Raw genomic sequence first — 24083 nt, 5'->3', positions numbered from 1 at the left:
TTTTTATGCCTCATCCGAATCAAACTTTTACTGAACTCGAGTCACGTTGGCACACCGAACGTTGGCCGCATTTAGCTAAACGCCAGCTCACCTATAATGATATCGAACCCGCTCTCGACGCTCTGGCAGCAAATGAGCAGTTGGCGCATACAGTGATTGGTAGCTCGTACTTGGGCACGCCGATTCGAAGGCTGTCACTAGGTCAGGGTCCGATGGTGGTGTTGGCGTGGACGCAAATGCACGGCAACGAGTCGACTGCGACCGCAGCGGTATTGGACTGGTTGCAATTACTGCTTAATGAGCAGCCAACAGACCTTCCTGCGGATTGGCAGGAGCTGGTCACTTTACATGTGATTCCGATGCTCAACCCTGATGGGGCTGCAGCCGGCACGCGCGAGACCGCGCAGGGCATCGATATGAATCGTGATGCGCTGGCGCAGCAAACCCCAGAAGGCCGGTTGTTATGGCAACAGGTGCAGACCTTGAAACCATCGGTGGCATTTAATTTGCACGACCAAAACCCTTACTATGCGGCAGGTGAGGGCGGTGATCCCGCGACCATAGCATTCCTAGCACCGGCTTATCATCCGGACAAACATGTGGATGGCGCACGGTTGCGGGCCAAGCAACTTATCGCCCATATGCGACAGGTTTTGTCGCACTGGCTGCCAAACGGTATTGGTCGTTACGACGATACATACTCCCAGCGCTCCTTTGGTGATGCCATTGCCGGTACGGGGGCCAGTACCATACTTATTGAAAGTGGCGAACACCGCGATGATCCAAGTCGACAAGTCGCCCGCCGACTCAATGTTATGGCTTTACAGGCGGGCTTAGCAGCGTTGCTAAGCGGTGTTTATCAGGACTACAGCCTTGCCGATTACTATGCAATTCCGGATAACGTGAGCGATGGCTTTGTCGATATAAGAATTCGTAACCTCACCATTGACGATGGCGAGCATCCGCCCTATCAGGTGGATGTTTGCTTGAACCGCGATCCTGACCACCAGCAAAGCTATTTGCTTGAATTCGTAGGTGATAGTACGGGGCAGCAGGGACTCGAAGAGGTGTCAGGTACTGGTTTAAAATGGCAACAGCTCCCGCAATTAGGCGCTGTTGCCAATTCGCTGTTGGCGCATGTGCGCGAACAGCTTAGTCAACGGTAACGGGCAAGCTGCCTGCAGCGTTGCCAGTCAATAGGGTTTCTACCAATGCGTTGAAGCTGGCGCTGGTTACTTGACCCGAAGCTTGCTGCGCTGCACTGTAATCATAGGTGGCGATGGCGGCGTCAGCGACCGCACGGAAGTCTGTGATCACATAGGGCGTACGCAACGCCACAAAAATCGTTGTTTGTTCGCGGGCTTTGGTGAAGGTTAGTAACTCTTGAAGCCACGCATGCTGATCAGCCTTGCTTGGGCGATCACGCCAACTGGCTATATCATCCATACCCCCCATCTCAGCCAAGCTGTGGTGTGGTGTGATATCACCAACGACAACTGCTGCGTCCGCTGGCCATGTTAACCAAGGTTGTCCATCAGGTAGCTCGGCCAAACTCAAACACTCACTCGTGACCTGCGGTCGTTGTTGCGCTAATGCGTTGGTAAACGCTTGGCAGCGCAGAGTATCAGGCATGACGGCATACCATTGCTGAGCTTGTAGCGGCAACACGCCGTTGTCATAAACCAGCGTTGTTGCTGCGTCAGCTAAGGTTTGTTCGGTTTGCAGGTTGTCAGCAAGTGGCAACTGTTCGAGCGCTTCAATGCGCTCGGCGAGCGTCGTGCGAGACGGAACGTCGAGTCGATACTGCGCCTTTAGCTGACGAATGCGCAGCGCTGATGCAGCGAGCTTGTCAGTGTCAATTTCGCCTTGTGCGACGGCTTCTTCCAGTCCGGCGAGGTACTGCCAAAACCCTTCAATGTCACCCGGCGTACGAATGGTATAAGGCATAAGGGCGATATCAGCGCCGGCTTTAAAGGTGGCGATACTGGCCTGAAGTGGCGCGTAATAATGGGCAACACCGGCCATATCCAGTGCATCGGTGACGATAACCCCGGTAAAGCCAAGCTCTTCGCGCAACACGCCGGTTAAGATCTTATGCGACATGGTCGCAGGCACAACGGTTTGCTCACCGTTAGAGGCGGTGAACTTGGTATCATCGAGGGCGGGGTACTGAATGTGCGCCGTCATCACCATCGCTGGCGGCGTCGCGCTTTGAATGATGCGACGGAATGGCATTAAATCAACGGCGTCTATGGTTGCGCGATCGTGCTCGACGCGCGGCAGGCCGGTATGACTGTCGACATGGGTGTCGCCATGGCCAGGAAAATGCTTAAGTGCACTCATAATGCCATGCTGTTGTAGCGTCGCCACCGTGGTTTGCCCAAGCTCGGCAACAATCGCAGGGTCTTCACCGTAGCTACGCACATTAATTACCGGATTCTCAGGGTTAACGTTCACATCAACAGTGGGGGCGAAATTCAAGTTGAAGCCAAGCATACTCAACTCGTTAGCGATGCCTTCCGCAACCTGCTCAGCCAAATCTGTACCATGTGCGGCATAACTCGCACCCAAGGCCATATTGCCGCCAAAGCGCGTCGAAATATCGGCAGGAAGTCGCGCAACGCGGCCGCCTTCTTGGTCAACGGCAATGAAGAGCGGTGGTAATTGTGCTTCGCGCATCACGGTCTGCATGTCTTCAATAAGCGTTGCGATTTGCGCGCCATTTTGAAGATTGTCAGCGAACAGAATCACCCCCCCAATTTTGCCCTTGCGCAATACTTCAGCCAGTTCTTCAGGCAACTCAGTAACTGGCGTTTTACATTCGTCGCTGGGCGTTCCATCACTACAAAAGTAACGAAAATCGAGCATCAGCTTCTGTCCCAATTGCAGGCGCTGCTGCTCCGGCGAGCTGGTTTCGGAAGGGCTACATGACACCAAAGCAAGCAGGCTAAGTAGTAAGGCAAAACGACGAATCATGGCTATACTCTTTATTCGATGATGGAAAAAGGTTACGTAAAATTCTAGAGCTATCGTACGTGAGCTTTTACAAAAAATAAATTATTCCATAGAAATGTTGGGTGCTTATTCTTCAGCGAGTAATAAGCGGAGCGCTGGTTAGACTTTATAGGCATAAATTTTTTACATAGCGGTGTACTGATGTCTGTCACATTCCGCAACAAATTCGCTTTAACTATTTAAGTTAAGGTAATTTAAGAAGAAATTCATTAGTATCATCAGAGAGGTCAAGTCGAAGACTAAAAAATGCACAGAAAATTACTTGGAATAATTTATTATTTACATTATAAGAATATGTGATACTTTCAATATATTGATGGTTCTACCATCTGTTGTAGTAATTCTTCGTCGATGACGGCGAGGGGTATAACAAGAAGACGTACTGACGATACGTACCAGATTCTTACAACGAGCGGAGATTGCAAAGTGAAACTCAATAAAATAGCACTCGTGCTGGGATTGACGACAAGTATGAGCGGCCTCGCTTATGCGCAAGATGTCGATCAAGAAGAGAACACACAGCAAAACGAAGAAGCAGAAAAAGTCGAACGCATTTCGGTAACGGGTTCGAGTATTAAGCGCACAGCAATGGAAGGTGACTTACCACTGACCGTTATTTCGCGTGAAGAAATTGATGCCCAGGGTATCACCACAGCTGAACAACTTATGTTGCAGTTGAACGTGGCTTCAAACTCAAACGATAACTTGGCGAGTAACACCGGTATCGTGAGTGGTGAAGAACGTGGTAATAACGGTGCATCAAGCGCCAACTTACGTCAGCAAGGTGCCGGTTCTACCCTAGTTCTTTTGAACGGTCGTCGTACTGCGACGCACGGTTTGAAAGGTCGTTCGGTCGACTTGAACTCAATTCCTTTCTCAGCCATCGAGCGCGTAGAAATTTTACGTGACGGTGCATCAGCGGTCTACGGTACTGATGCAATCGGTGGTGTTATCAACTTCATCTTGAAGAAAGATTTCCAAGGCGCACAACTAGGTGCTTTTGCCGATCACACTGAAGCAGGTGGCGGTAACATCTATCGTTTTAACGCCTTAGCGGGTACCGGTGATCTTTACTCAGATGGTTACAACGTGATGGCATCATTGTCTTACCGCACGGCAGAAATTCTGCGTGGTGTTGACCGTGATTTCACTAGCACTTTCCAGCCTGAGCGCGGCCTATCGCCAGATACGCGTGGTACGCCATTTGCGTCACTGAACAACCGTCCAGGTGGTGATGATCCAACAAGTCCGAACTACAACCTTATCGGTACTGGTTTGATCAACCCGAATACGGGCCTAACGAACGATGTACTGAACGTTCTAGCGTTACCAGGTATGCCAGGCTGTGACATCTATCCAAACATGGATGACGATGGCGCTGCACTTTGGAACCGTGCGCGTAACGAAGGCGTAAGCTGTGCATGGGACTATCCTCGCGCTGCTGCACTGCAACAACCAGTTGATAGCGTTGACTTCGTTGGCCGTGCAACAATGACCCTTGGCGACAGTGCCGAAGGTTTTGTTGAAATCATGGGCTCTGAAGTGACTTCACAGAAAGTCTTCGAACCAAACCAAATCACGCCTTGGTCAATCGGTTCACAAGGCTGGTATCCAAGCACCGGTGAGTCATACGACTACATCGTTGATGCGCTTAGCGATTACTACGGTGCTGACCAATTAAACATTGGTGCGCCGATTGCTTATCGTTGGCGTTGTATGGATTGTGGTCCTCGTGAAATCGAAACCACAACGACCGCAATGAAAATTCAGTTGGGCGTTGAAGGTCAAATCGGCTTCTGGGATTACCGTGTCGGTTTAGGTCATGCGACCAACGAATCTGAATCAGAGCTCGGCGGTGGTTACCACTACACTGAACTGCTTGCGCAGGGCATTGGTAGCGGTGCAATCAACCCATTCTTATTGCCAAGTCAGACACAGTCAGATGCAGGTATGGCAGCTCTCGCTGCTGCGTCAGCTGAAGGCGTTATGCTGTACGGCGGTAAAACAACATTGACTCAGTTTGATGCGTCAATCACCGGTGACTCAGGCTTTAACTTAGGCCTTGGCGGCGACAACATCTTCGTAGCTGGTGGTGTTGATATCCGTCAGGAAGGTTACGAGTTCAACGGCGACCGTCGTGCCGCTGAAAACCGCCCAGACATTTACGGTGCTCCGTTCGACAACGCTAACGCGCTTGACGATGTGGACCGTACTGTTAAGGCTGTATTCGTAGAAGCATTAGTACCGGTAGTACAAGACTTCGAAGTGAACTTAGCGGCACGTTATGACCACTATGACGGTTTCGGTGGTACCACCAACCCGAAAGTAGGCTTCACTTGGACACCGACTGATGAAATCTTGGTTCGTGGTGCGTACAGCACTGGTTTCCGTACGCCATCGTTCAACCAACTCTTTAACGGTGTAACTGAAGAACCGTACACGGGTCAGGATCTTGCCGATCCACGTGACTGTCCAAATGGTGAAGTTGACCAAAGCGATCCAAATTGTGATACGCCAATTCAACCAACCCGTTTATTTGGCGGTAAAGAAGACCTAGGTCCAGAAGAGTCTAAGCAATCAAGCTTTGGTGTGGTTTATGCGCCAACGGATAGCTTCTCAATGAACATCGACTGGTGGGAAATCATCATCGACGGCACTATCCAGATCCCTGGTTTCCGTGACCTTCTTGAGAACTATGACTTGTTCGAAGATAACTTCATTCGCGATAGCGAAGGCAACTTGGTGACGATTGACTCGCGTTACATTAACGCCGGTGAACGTCAAACCAGTGGTATCGAAGTGGGTATGCAAGCCAATGGCGAGCTGAACGAAGGCTTGTGGAGTGTGAACTTCAACGGTAGCTACTTGATTGAAGATAAGAAGAAGCTACTTGATAACGCACCTTGGGGCGAAAACCTCGTAGGTACACACTCACGCGGTAACATTCCACTGCGTTGGAAGCACACCGTGACCTTTAACTACGCGAAAGGTGACTTCGCGCACAGCTTGACGCAAATTTATCGTCACAGCTACGACGACGAGACACCACCAGGAGTACGTTCAGGTGAAGCAGATCCGTTGTACTACGACGGTGAAGTGGGTAGCTACCTGATCTACAACTACAGCGTGCGTTACATGGCGTTGGAAGATTGGGACGTGACCTTCGGTATCAAGAACTTGTTTGACCGCGATCCTCCGTTCACTGCACACCAGAACGACTACTCGCCTGGTGCAGCGTTCGACCCTCGTGTAGCCGACCCGCGTGGTCGTTCATACACCCTACAGTTGACTTACAACTTCTAAGCGTTAGAGCTTAAGTTGTAGTAAGTAGGAAAGAAGACTGCGGTCAGCTTCGGCTGGCCGCAGCTATTTTAGCCGCAATAAATCAGGTGATATGTCCATGTCTCAGCCTTATCACATCGTCATTCTTGGAGGCGGTTCGGCCGGTTGGATGACCGCTGCAGCACTCTCTAAGGTCCTTGATCGTCAGCATTACAAAATCACCTTGATTGAATCCACTGCGATTGGCACCGTTTCGGTCGGTGAGGCGACCATTCCAGGGATCCGTGAATTCAATCAGCTGCTACAAATTGACGAAAACGAATTTATTCGTGAGACACACGGTAGTTTTAAGTTAGGTATTGCCTTCGAAAATTGGCAAAACATTGGCGACGAATACATGCATCCGTTCGGCACCTATGGAGTGACCTTGAACGGCGTGCCTTTTCATCACTATTACCTGCGCCATGAGCGCGAGCAGGGCAGCGACAATGCTATTCCGCTACCGGAGCTAAATCTCGAATGGAGCGCTGCGCTGGCGCATAAATTTACTCGCCCCATCGCGGACAAACGCAGCCCGCTGGGGCATATCAAGTACGCTTACCATTTTGACGCGGCCGCTTACGCGCGTTATCTAAAAAACTATGCGACCCAAAGAGGTGTGGTAGCGCTGGAAGACCGCATGCTCGAGGCCAAACGACACGCGAATGGCTACGTTGCCTCGTTGCTATTAGAAAAGCAGGGCGAAGTAAATGGTGACTTTTTCATCGACTGTAGTGGCTTCAAAGCGTTATTGATTGGTGACACCTTAGGCGTGAGTTATCACGATTGGCGCAAATGGATGCCCTGTGACAGCGCTGTGGCGTTACCGGGTAAACATAACGCGGATGATATCTTGCCGTATACCCGCTCGATTGCGCATCACGAAGGCTGGCGCTGGAAGATTCCGCTACAGCACCGTACTGGTGAGGGCTGGGTCTATTCCAGTCGCTTCACCGAAAGTGACAAAGCCGAGCGTGAATTCCGCGAAACCATCGGTAACTTTGACAGTAAAGCGAATCACTTGCGTTGGATCAACGGGCGCCGCGATGAAGCCTGGAAGCACAACGTATGTTCCATTGGTTTGTCGGCAGGTTTTATTGAACCGCTTGAGTCGACCGGATTGCAACTGACTCAGTCAGGAATTATGCGCCTGATTAGCTTGTTACCTGGGCGTGGCAACATGACCGAGCGCGCCAAAGCTTTTAACCGCTATACCGCAGAAGAAATTACCAATATTCGCGATTTCGTCATGTGTCACTACAAACTCACGGATCGCGATGATTCAGAATTTTGGCGTTATTGCCGCGATATGGAGATTCCAGACTCGCTGCAAGAGCGGCTGGACTTATATCGCGAAAATGCCAGTATTTTCCGCAACAGCAATAATGAACTCTTTAACGAAATTAGCTGGTTCTCGATGTTCCACGGTCAGGGTTTAACTCCTGAGCAAGTGCATCCTATCGCCCAGCAGATGCCGGCTGCCACCATGCAGCAGCACTTAACAACAATCCAGCGCGTTTTTAAACAGTCGGTGGCACAGCTGCCGAGTCATGCAGATTTTATTCGGAAACATTGCCAAGCATCATGAAGTTGTTATCGAAGCCTTTAAAATTAGCTCTTGTGGCTAGCGTGTCAGCGCTGGCATTAAACAGTTGTAGCAGTACTGACTACGAACAAATGCCGTCCGCTAACCAAAGCCAACGCGTGAAGTCGTTAGTTTTGCACTACACCGCTATCGATTATGAAAAGAGTGTGCGCGCTTTAGTGGAGCCGAAAGGGCTAAGTTCGCACTACCTCGTCCCCGAACGTGGAGATCCGAGTTATCAAGAAGACCACATCAAGGTGTTTCAGTTAGTCGACGAGCATGCACGTGCATGGCATGCCGGTGATTCCTATTGGCAAGGGCGTACGGAGCTAAACGACACCTCGATCGGTATTGAAATTGTCAACGTGCCGCAATGTCAGTGGGATACTCGTCAGCAGGCAACGCGTGCCGAACATGGCGAGAACCGGCTTTGTACCTTTCCTGACTACGATCCTGAGCAAATCGAGGCGGTAATTGAGTTGTCGCAGCAGATCTTAGCGCGTCACCCAGATATTCATCCCACCGCTGTCGTCGGCCATTCTGATATCGCCTTCATGCGCAAAAATGACCCAGGTCCGCGTTTCCCTTGGTATCAGCTTTATCAGCAAGGCGTCGGTGCTTGGTATGAGCAAGACACCCTCGCGCGCTATTGGCGGCAGTTTAATCAGCAGCCGGCAAACATCGGCTTGCTGCAAGCAGCGATGCGTACCTACGGCTACGGCGTGACTGAAACCGGTGTGTTTGATGAACAAACGCGAAGCGTATTGTCAGCCTTTCAAATGCACTTCTTGCCGTGGAGTGTGAACGGTGAGAATGACAGCCAAACCACAGCCGCCGTGTTTGCGCTGCTGGAACGCTATTTCCCTAAGCAGCTTGAACCCTTGTGGCAACGCTATCAAGCCGAGAGTGCGGCAGAGAGCGAAGCGAAGCCTGCGACGGTTGCAAAGGTTAAACACGGGCAAATCGATGCCGTTTTTCCTGAGCCAGAGGAGCAGCGTTCGAGCCGCGAGTGGGTCAACGATAAATTACCTTTCAAAGCCTACGCAGGTCGCAGCGAAATTACGCTGTCGGCTGAGCAGGACGTGATCGCCGAAATTCAAATTAATGGCGAGACGTTAAACCTAGCGACGCCGCTGCAAGGGGATAAAACCTATAACTATTCGCTTAAGCGCCGCACCGAAGATGGGCTTAATACGCTGTTTGTGCAATCGATACAGCCAGAAGGATCGCAGCTTCGGGTACAGATCCCTTACCCGACATTGATAGATGCGACGGCCGAGTACCGCAACGCCTTTCGCAAAGTCGACGAGCTGATTGAACAGGATATTGCCGACGGTTTTCCGGGGGCGGTCTTGGTGGTCGTCAAAGACGGCAAAATTATTAAGCAAACGGCTTATGGCTACGCCAAACGCTACAACGAACAAGGTGAGCTATTAGATGCGCCGACACCGATGACCTTGGCAACGGGCTTCGATATTGCTTCCAACACCAAGTCCTTTGCCACCGCAATGGCCATGATGCACCTCGTTGAACGTGGCTTACTTGATGTTAACGCTCCGATTTATCATTACCTGCCTGAGTACCGCGGGCAAGGGCGTGAAGCTCGTCGGGTGCGTGACTTGCTTAACCACCACTCGGGTTATGGTCCGCAGGTGCACTTCTTCGATCCAGAGAACAAACTGGGCAAGCTCTTTTATTCGCGTGACAAAGAAAAGACGCAGCGCTTGCTCGCCACTAAGGTACCGTTTCGGGTCGGCAATGGTCTGCAAGCGACCTATAGCGATACCGGCTTCAAGTTACTTGGCACTATTATAGAGCGCATTGCAGGCGTGCCTTTGGACCAATACGTCGAACAACATATTTACGCGCCTCTTGGCCTGCACGACACGATGTTTACGCCTTTGCGCAAAGGACGTCTGCCAAGTGAGTTTGCGGCGACTGAGCTGAACGGCAACACCCGCGGTGGGCGTGTCGAGTTTCCGGGCATCCGCACTTATACATTGCAAGGCGAAGTGCATGACGAGAAGGCTTTCTATTCAATGCAGGGCGTTGCTGGTCATGCGGGCTTGTTCTCAACGGGGCCAGATTTAGCCGTACTGGTGCAAGCGCTGCTAAACGGCGGCGGTTATGGCAACGTGCACCTATTTGAAAACAGTGTGCTCGATATCTTCACCGCACCGCATGCGCGCGACCGCAGCTTTGGTTTAGGCTGGCGCCGTGCTGCCGACGGCGAGTTGCGCTGGCACTTTGGCCCTTACGCAAGCAACGAAGCATTTGGACACACCGGCTGGACTGGCACCGCTACAGTTATCGACCCGGCCCTCGACCTCGGCATCATCTTGCTGACCAACGCTCGACATTCGCCAATCATCGAAGAAGGTGACGGCTATGAGTTCCTTGGCAAGCAGTTTGAAACCGGCAATTACGGCAGCGTCATCACCGGTGTCTACGAAGCAGTACTCAATCTCGACTAACCGCATAAGCGGCGCGAATCTCGCTAAGTTTTGCGTCAATGCTGGCGCGGTCAAGCCATTGACCGCGCACCATAACGCCGGTGGGTTCGCGTAGAGCATTTGCCGATTCCAGCGGGTTGTTGCGCAGCAACATAAAGTCCGCTTGATAACCCGACGCAACGTGCCCAACCTTCAAATCATGGCTCTTGGCAAAGTAGTCAGCGGCAGCCGCGGTTGCGGTGTAGTAAATCGCTTCTAACGACATACCTGCATCTTGCATGTAACGAATTTCATGGTGAATCGAAAAGCCGGGCACACTAAACAGCTGTGGTGCATCGGTGCCAAAAACAATAGTGGCGCCACCGTCGTGCAATGCTTTTAACAGACGTTGGCGGTTTTCTTGCTGTACGGCAGCGTGTTCCGTGTTGAAGTAGCTCGAGCCTTGGCTGGGGTAGTAATTGAGCCAACCTTCACGCACTTGTTGTGGCACCAAGTCGAGCTCAGGATAGGCAGCTAGTTCTGCTGCATCGCCCGCGCCGATGAGCGTCGCCCAGAGAGCTTGCGTCGGCACCACCGCCATGTTGCTCGTCACCGTCATCTCCACTAATTGTTTTAGCTCTTCTGCGGTAATCGCACGATCGATGGCGTCAACGTAGCGTAGATAACCGTCCAAGTGGTCAATGGTTCGCTGTCCTTCAGCCATGGCAACGTCGATGCCCACCTCAACAGGAACATGCCCAGCAAAGTCGATTCCCTTGTCACGTGCCGCCGCCGCAACCGCGCGATATTCTTCTAACGCTAGACCGGGATGGATTTTCAGCAAGTCCCAACCTTCAGCGACATGTTCCTGTACCCGTTGTGCGGCTTGCTCTGGCGATTCGACGGTGGTGCCGTTGAAGCTCGGTCCGGCGAGAACTAAGGTGGGTCCCATGCGCTGGCCTGTGGCGATGTCCTCTTTCAGTTGCAACTGGTTGGTATAGCCTAGCATGCCTCGCACAGTGGTCACGCCATTGGCGATATACAAGTACAGCATGTCATCGGCATAGCGCTCGGGCATGCCGCCAAAGCTCACGGCTGCGGGCACGTGGCCATGCATCTCGGTAAAGCCGGCAATCACGTAACCGTTATTACCGTCGATCACACGCGCTAAAGCTGGTGCCGTCAAGTCAGCAGCGACCGCAACAATAACACCATTGCGGATCGCGATCGTCTGCTCGGTCAGGACTTTCGCTTGGCGACCTTCCCAGCTAATAACATTCACATTTTCTACCAGCGTTGTGGCGTTAGAGATGTGCTTCGCATGCGCAGCAGAGATAAACAGCGCAGTAGCGATCAATAGAGTAATGAAGCGTAAAGTCGACATGCGGTAATTTCCCAAGCAAGAATGAGTTAACGGTAACAGTGTAGATGAAAACGCTGTCATGTGCGTTTCGGTTCAACGTTCGTCTGTCACAAACTATTCATCCATTCTGCACAGAACTGTCATGCATTGTTGGCAGCCTATCACTGGTTTCACAACGCTCAGCGTAAAAGGTAGCTATGTTAAATGTTGACCAACTTATTCAACAAAAATTACCTCCGGTATTTCACCATCCGGCGCTGGAATCATGGTTGAAACGTCCGGTCAGCAAGTTACTTAAGCGTCTTCTTCATGCTGAAGATATTCGTAAATTCACTGCTGACTACGGGCACTTGCGTGGCCGTGACTTTGTCGATCAAGTGCTCGACTATTTTGATTTTCGTTACACTGTAGCGGATCGTGAACGTGAACATATTCCCAGCCAAGGTAAGCTCGTCATTATTGCGAATCACCCGATTGGCTCGCTAGATGGTGTTGCCTTGTTAAAGTTAGTGGCTGAGGTTCGACCCGACGTGAAGGTGATTGCGAACGACATGCTGTGGAGCCTTGAGCCGCTGCGGCCCATGCTCTTGCCGATTACGAATATGGGTGGCCGAGCGGGACGGCAGCAAATCAAAGCCATTCACGACCATTTGGCCGAGGACAAGGCGGTGATCGTTTTTCCTGCTGGTGAAGTGTCGCGGTTGCGTCCGCAGGGCGTGCGCGATACGCGCTGGGAAAGTGGCTTCTTACGTATTGCCGACAAAGCCCAAGCGCCGATTTTGCCAATTCATGTGGAGGGTCGTAACTCTTGGAGTTTTTATGCGTCATCGATGATGTATAAGCCATTGTCGACGCTGTTGCTGGTGGAAGAAATGTTCCGGCAGCGAGCTGGAGTGCTGCATTTTCGGATTGGTCGCTGTATTGCCTATCGCCATCATCATCGCACCGATCTCAGCTTAAAAAACCGCGTCCATATGCTGCGTAAACATTTATACCGGGTTGGTAGTGGTAAATCTGGCATGTTCCCAACCGAGCAGGGCATTGCGCTTGCTGAACCACGTTTGGCGTTACGTGATGCCCTGCACGAATGTGAGTATTTAGTCACAACGCCAGATGGCAAAGACCTCTATTTCACCGATTACCGCAGCGACTGTCCGCTCATGCGCGAACTGGGTCGGGTGCGCGAACTCACTTTTCGCGCTATCGGCGAAGGTACGGGGCAACGGCGCGACCTTGATCGCTATGATGTGCAATTCAGCCATCTACTGTTGTGGGATGCGCAAGCCATGGAAATTGCCGGCAGCTACCGCTTAGCGCCAGTGGCACGCATGGCGGTTCAGCAAAGCGCTGAAAACTTGTATACGGCGAGCTTATTCCAGTTTAAGCCGACCATGGAACGCTATCTTGCCCAAGGTATGGAGTTGGGGCGCAGTTTCATACAGCCGCAATACCGTAACCGCTACAGTTTGGACTATCTGTGGCAAGGCATTGGTGCCTATGTGCAAAAGCATTCCGGAGTGCGTTACCTTTTTGGGCCGGTAAGTTTGTCTGGCGAGTTTCCGCGCGCCGCGCAGGCCATGATCGTGTGGTTTTATCAACAATGGTTCCCGCCGTTGCAAGAGGTTGCAACGCCTAATCAGCCGTTTATCTATACGTCGGAAGAAGAGCAATGGCTGGCAGCGCTTTTCGAGCACCGTGATTATGCACTCGATCTGCAAACACTAAAGTTAGAGCTGCAACATTTAGGCGTTAAGCTCCCGCCTCTGTTTAAACAGTACAGTGAACTCTGCGAGCCGGGTGGCGTGCAGTTTGCATGTTTCAGTGTCGACCCAGCTTTCAATAATAGTATCGATGCACTACTCATTGTCGACTTACACCAACTTAAACCCCGCCGTAAGCAGCGTTATCTGCAAAAGCTTGCGCCGCAACACTAGCAATCCTAAGCGTTCCTGTTTACCTTAAGAGGTAGTCTTCAACGAACTACGAGATTGTTCATGCGCATTGCTACATTGGGCCCCGCTGGCACTTTTTCAGAACTTGCCGCTTGTGAATTTGGACGGCAGTTAAACGATTACACGCTAGCTTTTTATCCCGCGCTGGCACGGGTGCTGAAAGCCTTGCCGCAGGATGCTGATCTGGCCGTGGTGCCGATTGAAAATATTGTCGAAGGGGTCGTCTCGCCGGTCATCGATACCTTTGTAAAACGCCCGCTAGAGATTGTCGGTGAGCTGAGTATTCCGGTACGCTTCTCTCTGGTCGCGAATCACGCTCAGCCGGAAAAAATCTACGCACAGTTTGTCGCGCAGGGGCAGTGTAGTGACTGTTTGGGCCGTTACAATGTACCGATCATGAACACCGCCAGTAACAGTGAGGCGCTGCAGCTACTGCAACAAAGTAGAGAGCCGGCAGCCGCTGTTGTGCCTGAACATTGCCTTGGCGAGCATCACTTTGCGCATGTCGAACATGACATTACCGATTACGCGCACAATGAAACGCGCTTTGTCGCTGTGCGCGAGGCGCGCGACGAACATGAGGCGCCAAAAACAGGCGTGAATTACAAAACTTCGTTACTGATCATTGATGATACCGATCACCCAGGCTTGTTAGTCGAGCATCTGCAAGTGTTTGCCGCTTACCGCGTGAACTTAACTTCATTGGTATCGCGTCCGACCGGACAGAAATTCGGGCAATACCACTTTTACATCGAGTGCGAGGGGCACCGCGACGACACCGCTATCCGTGCCGCGCTAACGCTCATACAACTACGCAATAAGGTAATGGTGCTGGGTAGCTACCCTACAGCAGCACCCAGCGAATAAGTAAGCCGACAGAAGTGACGGCGGCAACGCCTGCGAGCCAAAAAAGCAGAAACCAGCCGAGGCGTTGCCATGTTTGTTTTGTCATTAGTCGTGATACCCCGAGTCAGCGCGAACCTTGCCGCGGAACACCCAGTAGGTGTAGCCGGTATAGGCAAAGATGATCGGTAACAAGACGGCGGCACCGACCAGCAGAAACACCAAGCTGTTATCCGGTGCTGCGGCTTCCCACAAGGTGATTTCGCGTGGCACCAAATACGGGAAGATGCTGACGGCGAAGCCACTGTAGGCAATTAGGAATAGGCCAAGTGACCATAGGTACGGGCGTCCTTGCTGCTTCTTCGTGAGTGAGTTCAACAGCCCGATAGTCAGCACCACCAATAACACCGGCAAGACCCACAAGCCAATCGAGGTCGGGAAAGTAAACCAACGTTCGTAGATATAGGCGTCTTGCCATGGTAGGAATAAGCTAACAAACACGATGCAAGCAAATAAGCCTACGCCCGCTTTGTACGCTAGAGAGTAGGCGCGTTGTTGCAGTGAACCTTCAGTTTTCATCACCAACCATGTGGCGCCGAGTAAGAGGTAGCCAACAACTACGGCAAAACCGCAGAACACTGTGAACCATGTCAGCCAATCGAACCAGCCGCCGGCGTACGCGCGGTCGACGACGCTTATGCCTTGCAGCATGGCGCCGAGCATAATGCCTTGGCTCATGGCCGCAACAAACGAGCCGATAATAAACGACCAGTCCCATACTGCTTTGCCGCGCTTTGTTTTAAAGCGGTATTCAAAGGCAACGCCGCGGAAAATAAGGCCCAATAACATGGCAATTACCGGCATATAGAGTGCAGGCATAAGCACGGCGTAGGCCAACGGAAATACCGCCAGCAACCCACCACCGCCGAGCACTAACCAAGTCTCGTTGCCATCCCAAACCGGCGCAACGGTGTTCATCATGATGTCGCGCTCTTGCTCTTTTTTGAACCACGGGAAGAGCATGGCGACGCCCAAGTCAAAGCCATCTAACGCAACGTAAGCGAAGACCGCAACTGAAATCAAAATAGCCCATATGAGTGCGTAATCCATGCTTAGTCCTCCTCGTGCATAAGGCGTTCAGCGGCCATGCCGACCGGCTTAGGTTTGGCATAGTCAGGGATATGTACTTGCTCTGGGTTTGCTGCCATCTTACGTAGAATGTAAAAGGTACCGGCACCGAAGACGAAAAAGTAAACGATGATGAAGGCAAGCAAGCTACCGCCAACACCTTCTGCGGCGATAGGGGATGCGGCGTCCTCAGTACGTAACAAACCTTGGATAACCCAGGGTTGGCGGCCTACCTCTGTTACGATCCAGCCGGCAATCACGGCAATAAAACCAGAGGGTGCCATTAGCAGCGCTGATTTATGCAGCCATGATGACTCATAAAGTTTGCCACGTGCGCGTTGCACCCCAGCCCAAATACCAATCACGACCATGAGGAGTCCGAGCCCTACCATGATTCGAAACGCCCAAAAAACGACAGGTACCGGTGGCCAATCTTCACGTGGGAAGGCGTCGAGGCCTGTCACTTCAGCATTGACATCATGTTTGAGTATAAGACTAGCGAGCCCTGGAACTTTAATGGCATAGTCGACTTCCGCAGTTTCCATATTCGGCATCCCGAACAAATAGAGAGGTGCTTGGGTTTCACTCTTGAAGTGCCCCTCCATTGCCGCAACTTTTGCCGGTTGGTGCTCTTGGGTATTCAAACCATGCAGGTCGCCAACGAAAACTTGCAGTGGTGCAACCAATATCGCCATCCACATTGCCATCGAGAACATTTTGCGGGCCGCTGCATTGCTGCGTTCTTTAAGCAAGTGCCATGCGGCAACTCCACCTACTACGAATGCGGTGGTGAGGTAAGCAGCCAATAGCATGTGAGCTAAGCGATAGGGGAAGCTTGGGTTAAAGACCACCGCGAACCAATCTTCCACCACGAATTGTCCGACATCATTCATGGCGTAGCCGGCTGGAGTTTGCATCCAACTATTGACCGACAGTATCCAAAATGCGCTGATTGCGGTACCGACGGCGACCATAAGCGTGGCGAAAAAGTGCAGCTTTTCACCGACGCGATTCATACCAAACAGCATGACACCGAGAAAACCCGCTTCTAAAAAGAAAGCAGTCAACACCTCGTAGCCCATCAATGGACCGATTACAGGACCGGCTTTATCGGAAAATACCGCCCAATTAGTGCCGAACTGGTAGCTCATCACAATGCCGGAAACTACGCCCATACCGAAAGCTACGGCGAAGATCTTCAACCAGTAACGAAGCAGCTTTTGATAAACCGGATTACGTGTTTTGAGATAAAGCCCTTCGAGTACGGCGAGATAGCTGGCGATGCCAATAGTAAAGGCAGGAAAAATAATGTGAAATGCGACTGTGAAGGCGAACTGTACGCGCGCTAAAAACAGTGCATCGGCATTGGAGAAAAGACTTTCGACCATGCGACAACCCCTAGTTATTTTAGGAACTACTTAATTGTAGGGGCTCTGTCGGAAATTTGTAGGTACAAACCTTATTTTTTGCAGGATTATTATTCAGGCGTTGCCATACCTTAAGTATGGCAATTGAGATAATAGCTCTCGTCAGCCACGCAGCAAGGCGTTACACTAGCGGTATCAACCCTGTTAACGTTTGGATGGAGTTTGCATGGAACGTTTGGTCGAAAATTTAATGTACAGTTTACGTTGGTTGCTGGCGCCGATTTATTTGGGCCTTAGTTTGGCAGTCATGCTGCTTGGCGTGAAATTCTTCCAAGAACTTTTTCACGCCGTACCGTTAATTTTCACTATGCCGGAAGTGGACTTAATCTTACTTACTCTGACGTTAATAGATATCGCTTTGGTAGGCGGATTGCTAGTGATGGTCATGCTCAGTGGTTACGAGAACTTCGTCTCGACACTTGATATTGGCGGTGATACCGAGAAGCTCGCGTGGCTTGGTAAAATTGACTCGGGTGGCCTGAAGAACAAAGTCGCTGCGTCGATAGTGGCGATTTCTTCAATTCACTTACTCAAAGTGTTTATGAATGCCGATAATGTCGATGCGGATAAAATTAAGTGGTATGTGATTATCCACTTAACTTTTGTGGGGTCGGCTTTCGCGATGGGCTACCTCGATAAACTGACCCGCAAAAAAGAAGACGATTAAACTCTTAATTCGCCACCTTGGTCGTTATTCGTTGCCTAAAACGCTGATTGTTCGGTAGGCTCATGACCTGTCCTATACGAATAAAAGCAAATCAACAGGCAACGAGAGCGACCTATGAATGCAAAACTTTTCTTTTCTTTGAGTTTGCTCGCCAGCAGCATGGCGAGCGCGTCTGCTTTAGCACAAGAACCAGCGGCAACTACAGATCACACTGTTGCGGTAACCAGTAAGCTGCAGGCGGAAGATATTTTCGCCCTAGAATTCGCCAATGATGTGCAAATTTCCCCAGATGGCCGTTATGTCGCCTATGTGCGCAACAGTTTTGACATCATGACTGACGGCACGCGACGTAGCCTATGGTTAGTCGATACACAGTCGGGGCAACACACGCCGCTGTTCGCCGATGAACACAGTTATGGCAATCCAAGCTGGTCCCCCGATGGCAAACGCTTAGCGTTTACCTCAAACCGTTCTGGGCGCAATCAGATCCATGTATTTTGGGTAGAGGAGCAACGCACTGCGGCGGTTACTGAAGTGCAGCAAAGCCCAAGTCAATTAGCCTGGTCGCGTGACGGCAAGCAATTGGCTTTTATGATGGCGGTACCCGAGCCGAAAAGTGATTTCGCTAAAAGCGTCAAGTCAGTGAAGAAGCCAGAAAAGGCCAAGTGGGGCAAAGCGCCAATTGTCGTTGAGCGCACTTTGTATCAACGTGATGGTCGCGGCGTGATGCCGTCGTCGTATAGCCAAATCTTTGTAGTGCCAAGCGAAGGCGGTAGCGCGCGGCAAGTCACCACTGGGCCTTTTCAACATCGCGGGCCTTTAACGTGGCTCGCTGACAATTCGGCGATCGTTTTCAGCGCCAACCGCAACACGGACTGGGAATATCAGTCGCGTGAAAGCGACCTGTGGCAAGTGAGCCTTGCCGATAATAGTTTGACGCAACTCACCGACTGGCCGGGCGATGAATACGCCAGCACACTGTCGGCCGATGGCGCGCAGTTAGCATTTCTACATGGTAGCAATGCGGCGGAACCCTACCGCAATGCGAGCTTGCACCGTATGGTGTTGAGCTCGGGTGCGGTGGAAGCCATTGTTGATGATTTTGACCGTTCACTGGAAAGCCCACAGTGGGTAGGCAGCGACCAGCTGACCGTGCAATATGCCGATCGCGGGCGTATCAAGGTCGCTGACGTAAGTTTAGCCGGTGAGCTCAGTACCCGCGTGAGCGATGTCGGCGGTATCTACGCTAGCCGTCCGTATACCATGGGCATGTACTCAGTCGCCGCCAATACTGGCGCAGTTGCCTATACCCAAGCCTCAGCTTACGACCTTGCCAACGTTGCCGTGCAGCATGAGGGCGCCGCACGCACTTTGACCGGTTTGAATGACGATGTGCTCGCGTATCGTGAGTTGGGTGAAGTACGTGAAATTAACTACACCTCTTCGTTTGATGGTACCGAAATTCAAGGCTGGTACATCTTGCCGCCAGGTTACGAGAAAGGTAAGCGCTACCCAACCATGGTTGAGATCCACGGCGGACCCCATTTGTCCTACGGACCGTTTTTTGCTGCAGAACATCAGCGCTATGCCGCCGAAGGGTATGTGGTGCTGTATGTGAACTACCGCGGCAGTACCTCGTATGGCAAAGACTTTGCCATGCTGCTCGATGGTCACTATTCCTCAGAGCGCGATTTTGCCGACCACATGTCCGGCATTGATCAGTTAATCGAGATGGGTATCGCTGATCCGAATAATCTTTTCATTGCCGGTGGCTCTGCTGGTGGGATTGCCACGGCTTATGCGGTTGGCTTAACTGACCGTTTCAATGCTGCAGCAGCAACCAATCCGGTCATCAACTGGGTGAGTAAAACACTGACTGCCGACAGCTCTATTGGACAGATCCAGAATCAGTTCCCAGCAATGCCATGGGAAGATTTGGCGCACTATTGGAAACGTTCTCCGTTGTCTTTAGTCGGCAATGTCACCACACCGACGCTGCTCTTCACAGGCGAGAAAGACCGCCGTACGCCAATGGCCGAAACCGAGCAGTTCTATCAAGCCTTGCAACTGCAAAAAGTGCCAACGGTCATGGTTCGCGTGCCGGATGCCTACCACGGTGTCACCGCGAAGCCGTCACGCATTGTGGCGAAAATCGAGCATACCCTTGCTTGGTTTAAGCGCTACCAGAAGGACTAGGGTACCGTTATGTACCTGAGCTTGTTCACAGTGGCCTTTTTAGCGGCCACCTTGTTGCCCGCGCAATCAGAGATCCTGGTGGTCACGGCGCAGCAGCTTGGGTACAACTCTTGGCTGATCTGGCTCGTGGCTTCGCTGGGTAATACGCTTGGTAGCGTGGTCAATTACGGCTTGGGGCGGTATTTATTGCACTACCAAGAGCGGCGCTGGTTCCCGTTCAAAGGGAAGTCACTCGAAAGGGGGCATTGGTGGTTTGAGCGTTATGGCAAATGGTCACTACTACTCGCCTGGGCACCGTTTATTGGCGATACGCTGACTTTCATTGCCGGTATGCTGCGTTTAAGGTTTTGGCAATTTCTGCTTATCGTTTGGATCAGCAAAGCAGGGCGCTACGCCCTGCTGCTGGGAGCCCTTAGCGTTCTAGGTTTATCGGCTCAAGACCCTTAACCGACTGGACGCCAAGGCCTGGAGCGTCGGCGATTGAGATCTCCGACTCTTTAAATTTCACGCTACCTTCAACTGGATCAAAGGCGCATAACGATGGACCGTCGAGATCGATTTTGGTGATGACGTTCGATTTCGCCACTGCCAAGTGAACCGCTGCAGAGACGCTGATACTCGACTCCAGCATACAACCGATCATGCACTGCATGTCGTACACAGAGCAGATGTCGGCAATCTTAATTGCATTCGAAATACCACCGGTTTTCATCAGCTTGATGTTAATGATGTCGGCAGCACGCATCTTGATAAGCTCAATAACTTCGCGTGGGCCAAAGCTACTTTCATCCGCCATGACCGGGGTATTAACGCGCTCGGTGATAAATTTCATGCCATCGATGTCGCGCGCTTTCACAGGCTGCTCGACCAATTCCAAGCGTACGCCCGCGTCTTCCAGCTTATTTAGCGCATAGACCGCCTCTTTCGGCGTCCAGCCTTGGTTCGCATCGAGGCGCAACAACGCTTTGCCTTCGACTGCAGCATAAATCGCTTTAACGCGTTCGATGTCCACACCGATGTCTTTGCCAACCTTAATTTTTAAGGTTTCAAAACCGCGGTCAATGGCTTCAAGTGAATCGGCAACCATCTTATCGATGTAGTCGACACTAATCGTAATGTCGGTTGAGATGGTCGGTACGCCGCCACCGAGCATTTTATAGAGTGGGGCGTCGTAGAGTTGGCCCCAGAGGTCATAGACAGCCATTTCGACGGCGGCCTTGGCACTGTAGTTACGAATAATACCGTTTTGAATCAAACCAACGATGTGGTTGAGTTCAGAGACATCTTGGCCGACGATTTTCGGCTTAATAATACGGTCGATGGCTTCAATGATAGAACCATGGGTATCGCCGGTAATTACTGCAGTGGCAGGCGCTTCGCCATAGCCTACATGACCCGTATCGGTATGTACCATGACCACAATGTCTTCAATGGATTCAACGGTGCGTAATGCCGTTTTAAAAGGCGTTTTCAACGGCACGCGTAACTTAGCAAGTTTGATATCGGTAATTTTCATAAAGCGTCCTGTTTAGCGTACCGACTTGATTGCGTAGATGCGATCAAGGTAGGTGTCATTTTTGCCGAAGCCTAGGGTTGTGAGCGGTGTCACTGAGACACCATTTAAGGTGCCCTCGTAATACTCACCATTGCTATCAGTGTAGCTGAGGCCGTGTACGTCATGGATAACGTAGTGTTCGCCGTTTAACTTACCTAAATACATGACCACATGTCCGGGTAGATAAATCAAGTCGCCAACGTGCGCGTTATCAAGGCGCGCCAGTTTCTCTTCGTTACTGCTGTTGTCGTCATAAACGACATTTTGACCATACTCGCCATAGCCTTGTTGGCTTGAATTACGCGGCATTTCGATGCCCATGGTGCGATAGACTTCAAGCACAAAGCCGGTGCAGTCACGGGCGTTGTAGTCATGTCCCCAACCGTAGCGCTCACCTAAGAACTTAAAGGCTTGGGTGATTACATTGGCTTCGGTATAGGGCAGGTAGCCGACATTGACGTCGTTATGGCGCGGAATCAATGCTGGGGTAAAGGCGAGTTCGCCATTCGCATCACGGATGGGCATTTCGACCGTATAGCTGGCGAATGGATTCTGTCCATGCACGTTATGGCCGGTCTGTTCGGCGCTTAGTAACGGTAAACGCGTACTCATATCGAGCTGAACTTCGGATACCGCCGGCATACTTGGCGTGTAATTAGTATGTACTTTTGCTTCGGTGACCACGGCAAATGGTTCTTTTTCAGCGAAGGCTAAGACTTCTTCACGTGGACCCAGCGCAACGTGCTTGGCTTGAATCCAAGCAAGGTAATGGAACGATTGCGCAAGGTACCATTCGCCGTCGCTGCTGGTATGCAAAATAGCTAATGGCATACCAGGGAACACGCCGGTTTCTTGGAAGCGGTCAATGTCGGTATCAAGATCTTCGCTGTAGAGTTTGTCTAATGTCGGAAACGTACGCATCGGGGTGCGCTGTACGACCAAACCGAAGCGCACCGGGTTACGCTCCGCAATCGCTGCGAAGTTACTGGCATTGCGATAGGCGGCTAATTCGTCGTCGGTGGCTTGGCGACCATCGGCAAAATGGCGTGGGTAGCTTGGCAAGCCGCTGATACTATCGATTTTTGCAGTGAGTTCTGCGGCTGTTAGCTCAGTGGGTTGCTCGGTTAAATACACCATCTCGTCTTGCAAGCGGTACGAACGCGCATTGAAGTCGGAAATTTCGTCAGCCGTCATCACCAATGCATGCGGTTGTTCGAGACGCTGCAGCCAGAATTCCGGTTCTAGGTACTGCTGCTCAACCCCTATGACATCAGTGGAATAGTTCGGCAACTGCTGCGTCTCGGCAGCAGTGACGGCGACCGATGTGTCAACGCTTTGGCTAACCGCAGCTTGCTCTGCTTGGCTGCAGGCCAATAATAGCGGACTGATGGCGAATGCGAGTGCAAGTTTCTTCACAGTAACTCCCTAGCAAGCAGTTTGATTCTTCATGAAGGAATAATATTCCTACGCATGCTCTATTTTGGCATAAATTATTTATAGTGGCGAGGAACTCTTTCACTGACGCGCGTTAATAATTCATAAGTGATCGTTCGTATCGCCTCAGCCACCTTAGCAACGGCAAGGTTAGGGCCCCAAAGTTCCGCTTCATCGCCAACCTCTAGGTGTTCTAAATCAGTGACATCAACCGTGATCATGTCCATCGAAACAGTCCCAGCGAGTGGCACTTCGACGCCATTCAGCCATACCGGCGTACCGTTCGGTGCATGACGTGGGTAACCATCTGCGTAGCCAATAGCGAGTGTGGCGATACGACTGGGCCGCGTGGCAACCCATTGACTGCCGTAGCCGACGGCTTCGCCTGCGGCGACTTCACGCACGGCCATGACCGGCGCAAGCAAGCGCATGGCTGGCAATAATGGCAACGCTTCTTGCTGTTCGGTAGGGTCGACGCCGTAGAGCATGATACCCGTGCGGCACCATTGCGAAGCTTTATCGCCTAAATCAAGCGCACTACTTAATAACGCAGCCGTGTTGGCGGCGCTTAGAGTACGAGCTGGAGTGGTGCGGGCACAGACTTCGTTGAAGCGATCGAGTTGACGCTCATTTAGCGGGTGCTGATGGCGATCGGCATTGGCAAAATGGGTCATGACCGTGACACTGCCGACCTGCGGGCAGTTCTCAAGTTGCTTGCTGACAGCTTCGATTTGCTCTGGCGCAAAACCCAAGCGATGCATGCCAGTGTCCGCCTTTAGCCATACCGCCAAAGGCTTCACAAGCCGGGCATTTAAAATCGCGTCCAGCTGTGCCTGCTGGTGCACCACGGGTTGCAAGTTGTAATGCGCACACACGGGCAACTCCGCTTCAGAAAAGCAGCCCTCGAGTAACACGATCGGCTGGATAAACCCTGCATCACGGAGCTTTAGTGCTTCATCGATAAAGGCGACACCGTACGCGTCAACACTGCCATTAATTGCATGGGCAACTTCGACAGCGCCATGACCGTAGCCGTTCGCCTTAATCACACCCATTAACTTACAATGGCCCGCATGTTTGCGAGCCATTGTTGCATTGTGACGCAGCGCGTCAGTGTCGATTTCAGCCCGTGTTGGGCGAAAGTGTAAGCCATTACTCATGCGTT

Annotated in this window: 16 protein-coding genes; 9 read left to right on the top strand and 7 right to left on the bottom strand. The window is 51.6% G+C overall.

Annotation, left to right across the window (positions count from 1 at the left end; translation table 11 throughout):
• The first annotated feature begins 5 nt into the window (after positions 1-5).
• Positions 6-1166: a M14 family zinc carboxypeptidase gene (locus tag CWE21_RS09465; protein WP_126834202.1), complete on the top strand. Its 1161-nt coding sequence runs from the start codon at positions 6-8 to the stop codon at positions 1164-1166.
• On the opposite strand, the gene CWE21_RS09460 is transcribed toward CWE21_RS09465, so the two are convergent.
• Positions 1153-2976, bottom strand: a complete 1824-nt coding sequence (locus tag CWE21_RS09460) for a glycoside hydrolase family 3 protein (protein ID WP_126834201.1) — start codon at positions 2974-2976, stop codon at positions 1153-1155. The genes CWE21_RS09465 and CWE21_RS09460 overlap by 14 nt on opposite strands.
• Positions 2977-3441: 465 nt before the next feature.
• Here CWE21_RS09460 and CWE21_RS09455 point away from each other — a divergent pair, with 465 nt between their 5' ends.
• The 3 genes from CWE21_RS09455 to pbp4b all read left to right on the top strand — a co-directional run bounded on the left by CWE21_RS09455 (position 3442) and on the right by pbp4b (position 10395).
• A complete protein-coding gene (locus CWE21_RS09455; RefSeq protein ID WP_198675100.1) occupies positions 3442-6318 on the top strand; it encodes a TonB-dependent receptor domain-containing protein in 2877 nt (958 codons plus the stop codon).
• Between the two features lie 97 nt (positions 6319-6415).
• Positions 6416-7924, top strand: a complete 1509-nt coding sequence (locus CWE21_RS09450) for a tryptophan halogenase family protein (RefSeq protein WP_241970272.1) — start codon at positions 6416-6418, stop codon at positions 7922-7924.
• On the top strand, positions 7921-10395 hold the full coding sequence (gene pbp4b / locus CWE21_RS09445) for a penicillin binding protein PBP4B (RefSeq protein ID WP_126834199.1): 2475 nt from the start codon (positions 7921-7923) through the stop codon (positions 10393-10395). Before CWE21_RS09450 ends, pbp4b begins: the two co-directional genes overlap by 4 nt.
• Here the strand turns inward: pbp4b and CWE21_RS09440 are convergent.
• Positions 10382-11737: an amidohydrolase family protein gene (locus CWE21_RS09440; protein WP_126834198.1), complete on the bottom strand. Its 1356-nt coding sequence runs from the start codon at positions 11735-11737 to the stop codon at positions 10382-10384. The two genes, pbp4b and CWE21_RS09440, sit on opposite strands and share 14 nt — an antisense overlap.
• A 176-nt stretch (positions 11738-11913) precedes the next feature.
• On the opposite strand from CWE21_RS09440, the gene olsF reads away from it, so the two are divergent.
• Together olsF and CWE21_RS09430 are read left to right on the top strand one after the other, a co-directional pair.
• Complete coding sequence (olsF, locus tag CWE21_RS09435) at positions 11914-13650, top strand: bifunctional ornithine lipid synthase OlsF (protein ID WP_126834197.1); 1737 nt, start codon at positions 11914-11916, stop codon at positions 13648-13650.
• 60 nt (positions 13651-13710) lie between these two features.
• Complete coding sequence (locus CWE21_RS09430; protein ID WP_126834196.1) at positions 13711-14535, top strand: prephenate dehydratase; 825 nt, start codon at positions 13711-13713, stop codon at positions 14533-14535.
• Between the two features lie 84 nt (positions 14536-14619).
• On the opposite strand, the gene cydB is transcribed toward CWE21_RS09430, so the two are convergent.
• On the bottom strand, positions 14620-15621 hold the full coding sequence (gene cydB / locus CWE21_RS09420) for a cytochrome d ubiquinol oxidase subunit II (RefSeq protein WP_126834194.1): 1002 nt from the start codon (positions 15619-15621) through the stop codon (positions 14620-14622).
• 2 nt (positions 15622-15623) lie between these two features.
• Positions 15624-17027: a cytochrome ubiquinol oxidase subunit I gene (locus CWE21_RS09415; RefSeq protein WP_126834193.1), complete on the bottom strand. Its 1404-nt coding sequence runs from the start codon at positions 17025-17027 to the stop codon at positions 15624-15626.
• Positions 17028-17232: 205 nt separating this feature from the next.
• Between CWE21_RS09415 and CWE21_RS09410 the strand changes: the two genes are divergently transcribed.
• The 3 genes from CWE21_RS09410 to CWE21_RS09400 all read left to right on the top strand — a co-directional run bounded on the left by CWE21_RS09410 (position 17233) and on the right by CWE21_RS09400 (position 20376).
• Complete coding sequence (locus CWE21_RS09410) at positions 17233-17733, top strand: TIGR00645 family protein (RefSeq protein WP_126834192.1); 501 nt, start codon at positions 17233-17235, stop codon at positions 17731-17733.
• A gap of 114 nt (positions 17734-17847) precedes the next feature.
• Positions 17848-19929 (top strand): S9 family peptidase, encoded by a 2082-nt coding sequence (locus tag CWE21_RS09405; protein ID WP_126834191.1) that lies wholly within the window; start codon positions 17848-17850, stop codon positions 19927-19929.
• 9 nt (positions 19930-19938) lie between these two features.
• Positions 19939-20376, top strand: coding sequence for a YqaA family protein (locus CWE21_RS09400; protein ID WP_126834190.1), 438 nt, complete (start codon positions 19939-19941; stop codon positions 20374-20376).
• Here the strand turns inward: CWE21_RS09400 and CWE21_RS09395 are convergent.
• The 3 genes from CWE21_RS09395 to alr form a co-directional block, all read right to left on the bottom strand.
• Positions 20342-21445 carry a dipeptide epimerase gene (locus tag CWE21_RS09395; protein WP_126834189.1) on the bottom strand — a complete coding sequence of 368 codons (1104 nt, stop codon included), beginning with the start codon at positions 21443-21445 and terminating at the stop codon, positions 20342-20344. The two genes, CWE21_RS09400 and CWE21_RS09395, sit on opposite strands and share 35 nt — an antisense overlap.
• 12 nt (positions 21446-21457) lie before the next feature.
• Positions 21458-22900 carry an NlpC/P60 family protein gene (locus CWE21_RS09390; RefSeq protein ID WP_198675099.1) on the bottom strand — a complete coding sequence of 481 codons (1443 nt, stop codon included), beginning with the start codon at positions 22898-22900 and terminating at the stop codon, positions 21458-21460.
• 74 nt (positions 22901-22974) lie between these two features.
• The gene (alr, locus tag CWE21_RS09385) at positions 22975-24078 is read right to left on the bottom strand and encodes an alanine racemase (protein WP_126834188.1); all 1104 of its coding nucleotides are present in this window, start codon (positions 24076-24078) and stop codon (positions 22975-22977) included.
• Positions 24079-24083 lie beyond the last annotated feature (5 nt).

Origin of the sequence: Pseudidiomarina aquimaris, from assembly GCF_003987395.1 — a bacterium.
Lineage (GTDB): Bacteria > Pseudomonadota > Gammaproteobacteria > Enterobacterales > Alteromonadaceae > Pseudidiomarina > Pseudidiomarina aquimaris.
This window is presented reverse-complemented; position numbering and strand designations above follow the sequence as displayed.

Bases quoted from the DNA above. Each gene is read 5' to 3' on its own strand.
- cydB (WP_126834194.1), bottom strand. From the start codon at position 15,621: ATGGATTACGCACTCATATGGGCTATTTTGATTTCAGTTGCGGTCTTC.
- CWE21_RS09430 (WP_126834196.1), top strand. From the start codon at position 13,711: ATGCGCATTGCTACATTGGGCCCCGCTGGCACTTTTTCAGAACTTGCC.
- CWE21_RS09465 (WP_126834202.1), top strand. From the start codon at position 6: ATGCCTCATCCGAATCAAACTTTTACTGAACTCGAGTCACGTTGGCAC.
- CWE21_RS09415 (WP_126834193.1), bottom strand. From the start codon at position 17,027: ATGGTCGAAAGTCTTTTCTCCAATGCCGATGCACTGTTTTTAGCGCGC.
- alr (WP_126834188.1), bottom strand. From the start codon at position 24,078: ATGAGTAATGGCTTACACTTTCGCCCAACACGGGCTGAAATCGACACT.
- CWE21_RS09400 (WP_126834190.1), top strand. From the start codon at position 19,939: ATGTACCTGAGCTTGTTCACAGTGGCCTTTTTAGCGGCCACCTTGTTG.
- CWE21_RS09450 (WP_241970272.1), top strand. From the start codon at position 6,416: ATGTCTCAGCCTTATCACATCGTCATTCTTGGAGGCGGTTCGGCCGGT.
- CWE21_RS09395 (WP_126834189.1), bottom strand. From the start codon at position 21,445: ATGAAAATTACCGATATCAAACTTGCTAAGTTACGCGTGCCGTTGAAA.
- pbp4b (WP_126834199.1), top strand. From the start codon at position 7,921: ATGAAGTTGTTATCGAAGCCTTTAAAATTAGCTCTTGTGGCTAGCGTG.
- CWE21_RS09440 (WP_126834198.1), bottom strand. From the start codon at position 11,737: ATGTCGACTTTACGCTTCATTACTCTATTGATCGCTACTGCGCTGTTT.
- CWE21_RS09460 (WP_126834201.1), bottom strand. From the start codon at position 2,976: ATGATTCGTCGTTTTGCCTTACTACTTAGCCTGCTTGCTTTGGTGTCA.
- CWE21_RS09405 (WP_126834191.1), top strand. From the start codon at position 17,848: ATGAATGCAAAACTTTTCTTTTCTTTGAGTTTGCTCGCCAGCAGCATG.
- CWE21_RS09410 (WP_126834192.1), top strand. From the start codon at position 17,233: ATGGAACGTTTGGTCGAAAATTTAATGTACAGTTTACGTTGGTTGCTG.
- olsF (WP_126834197.1), top strand. From the start codon at position 11,914: ATGTTAAATGTTGACCAACTTATTCAACAAAAATTACCTCCGGTATTT.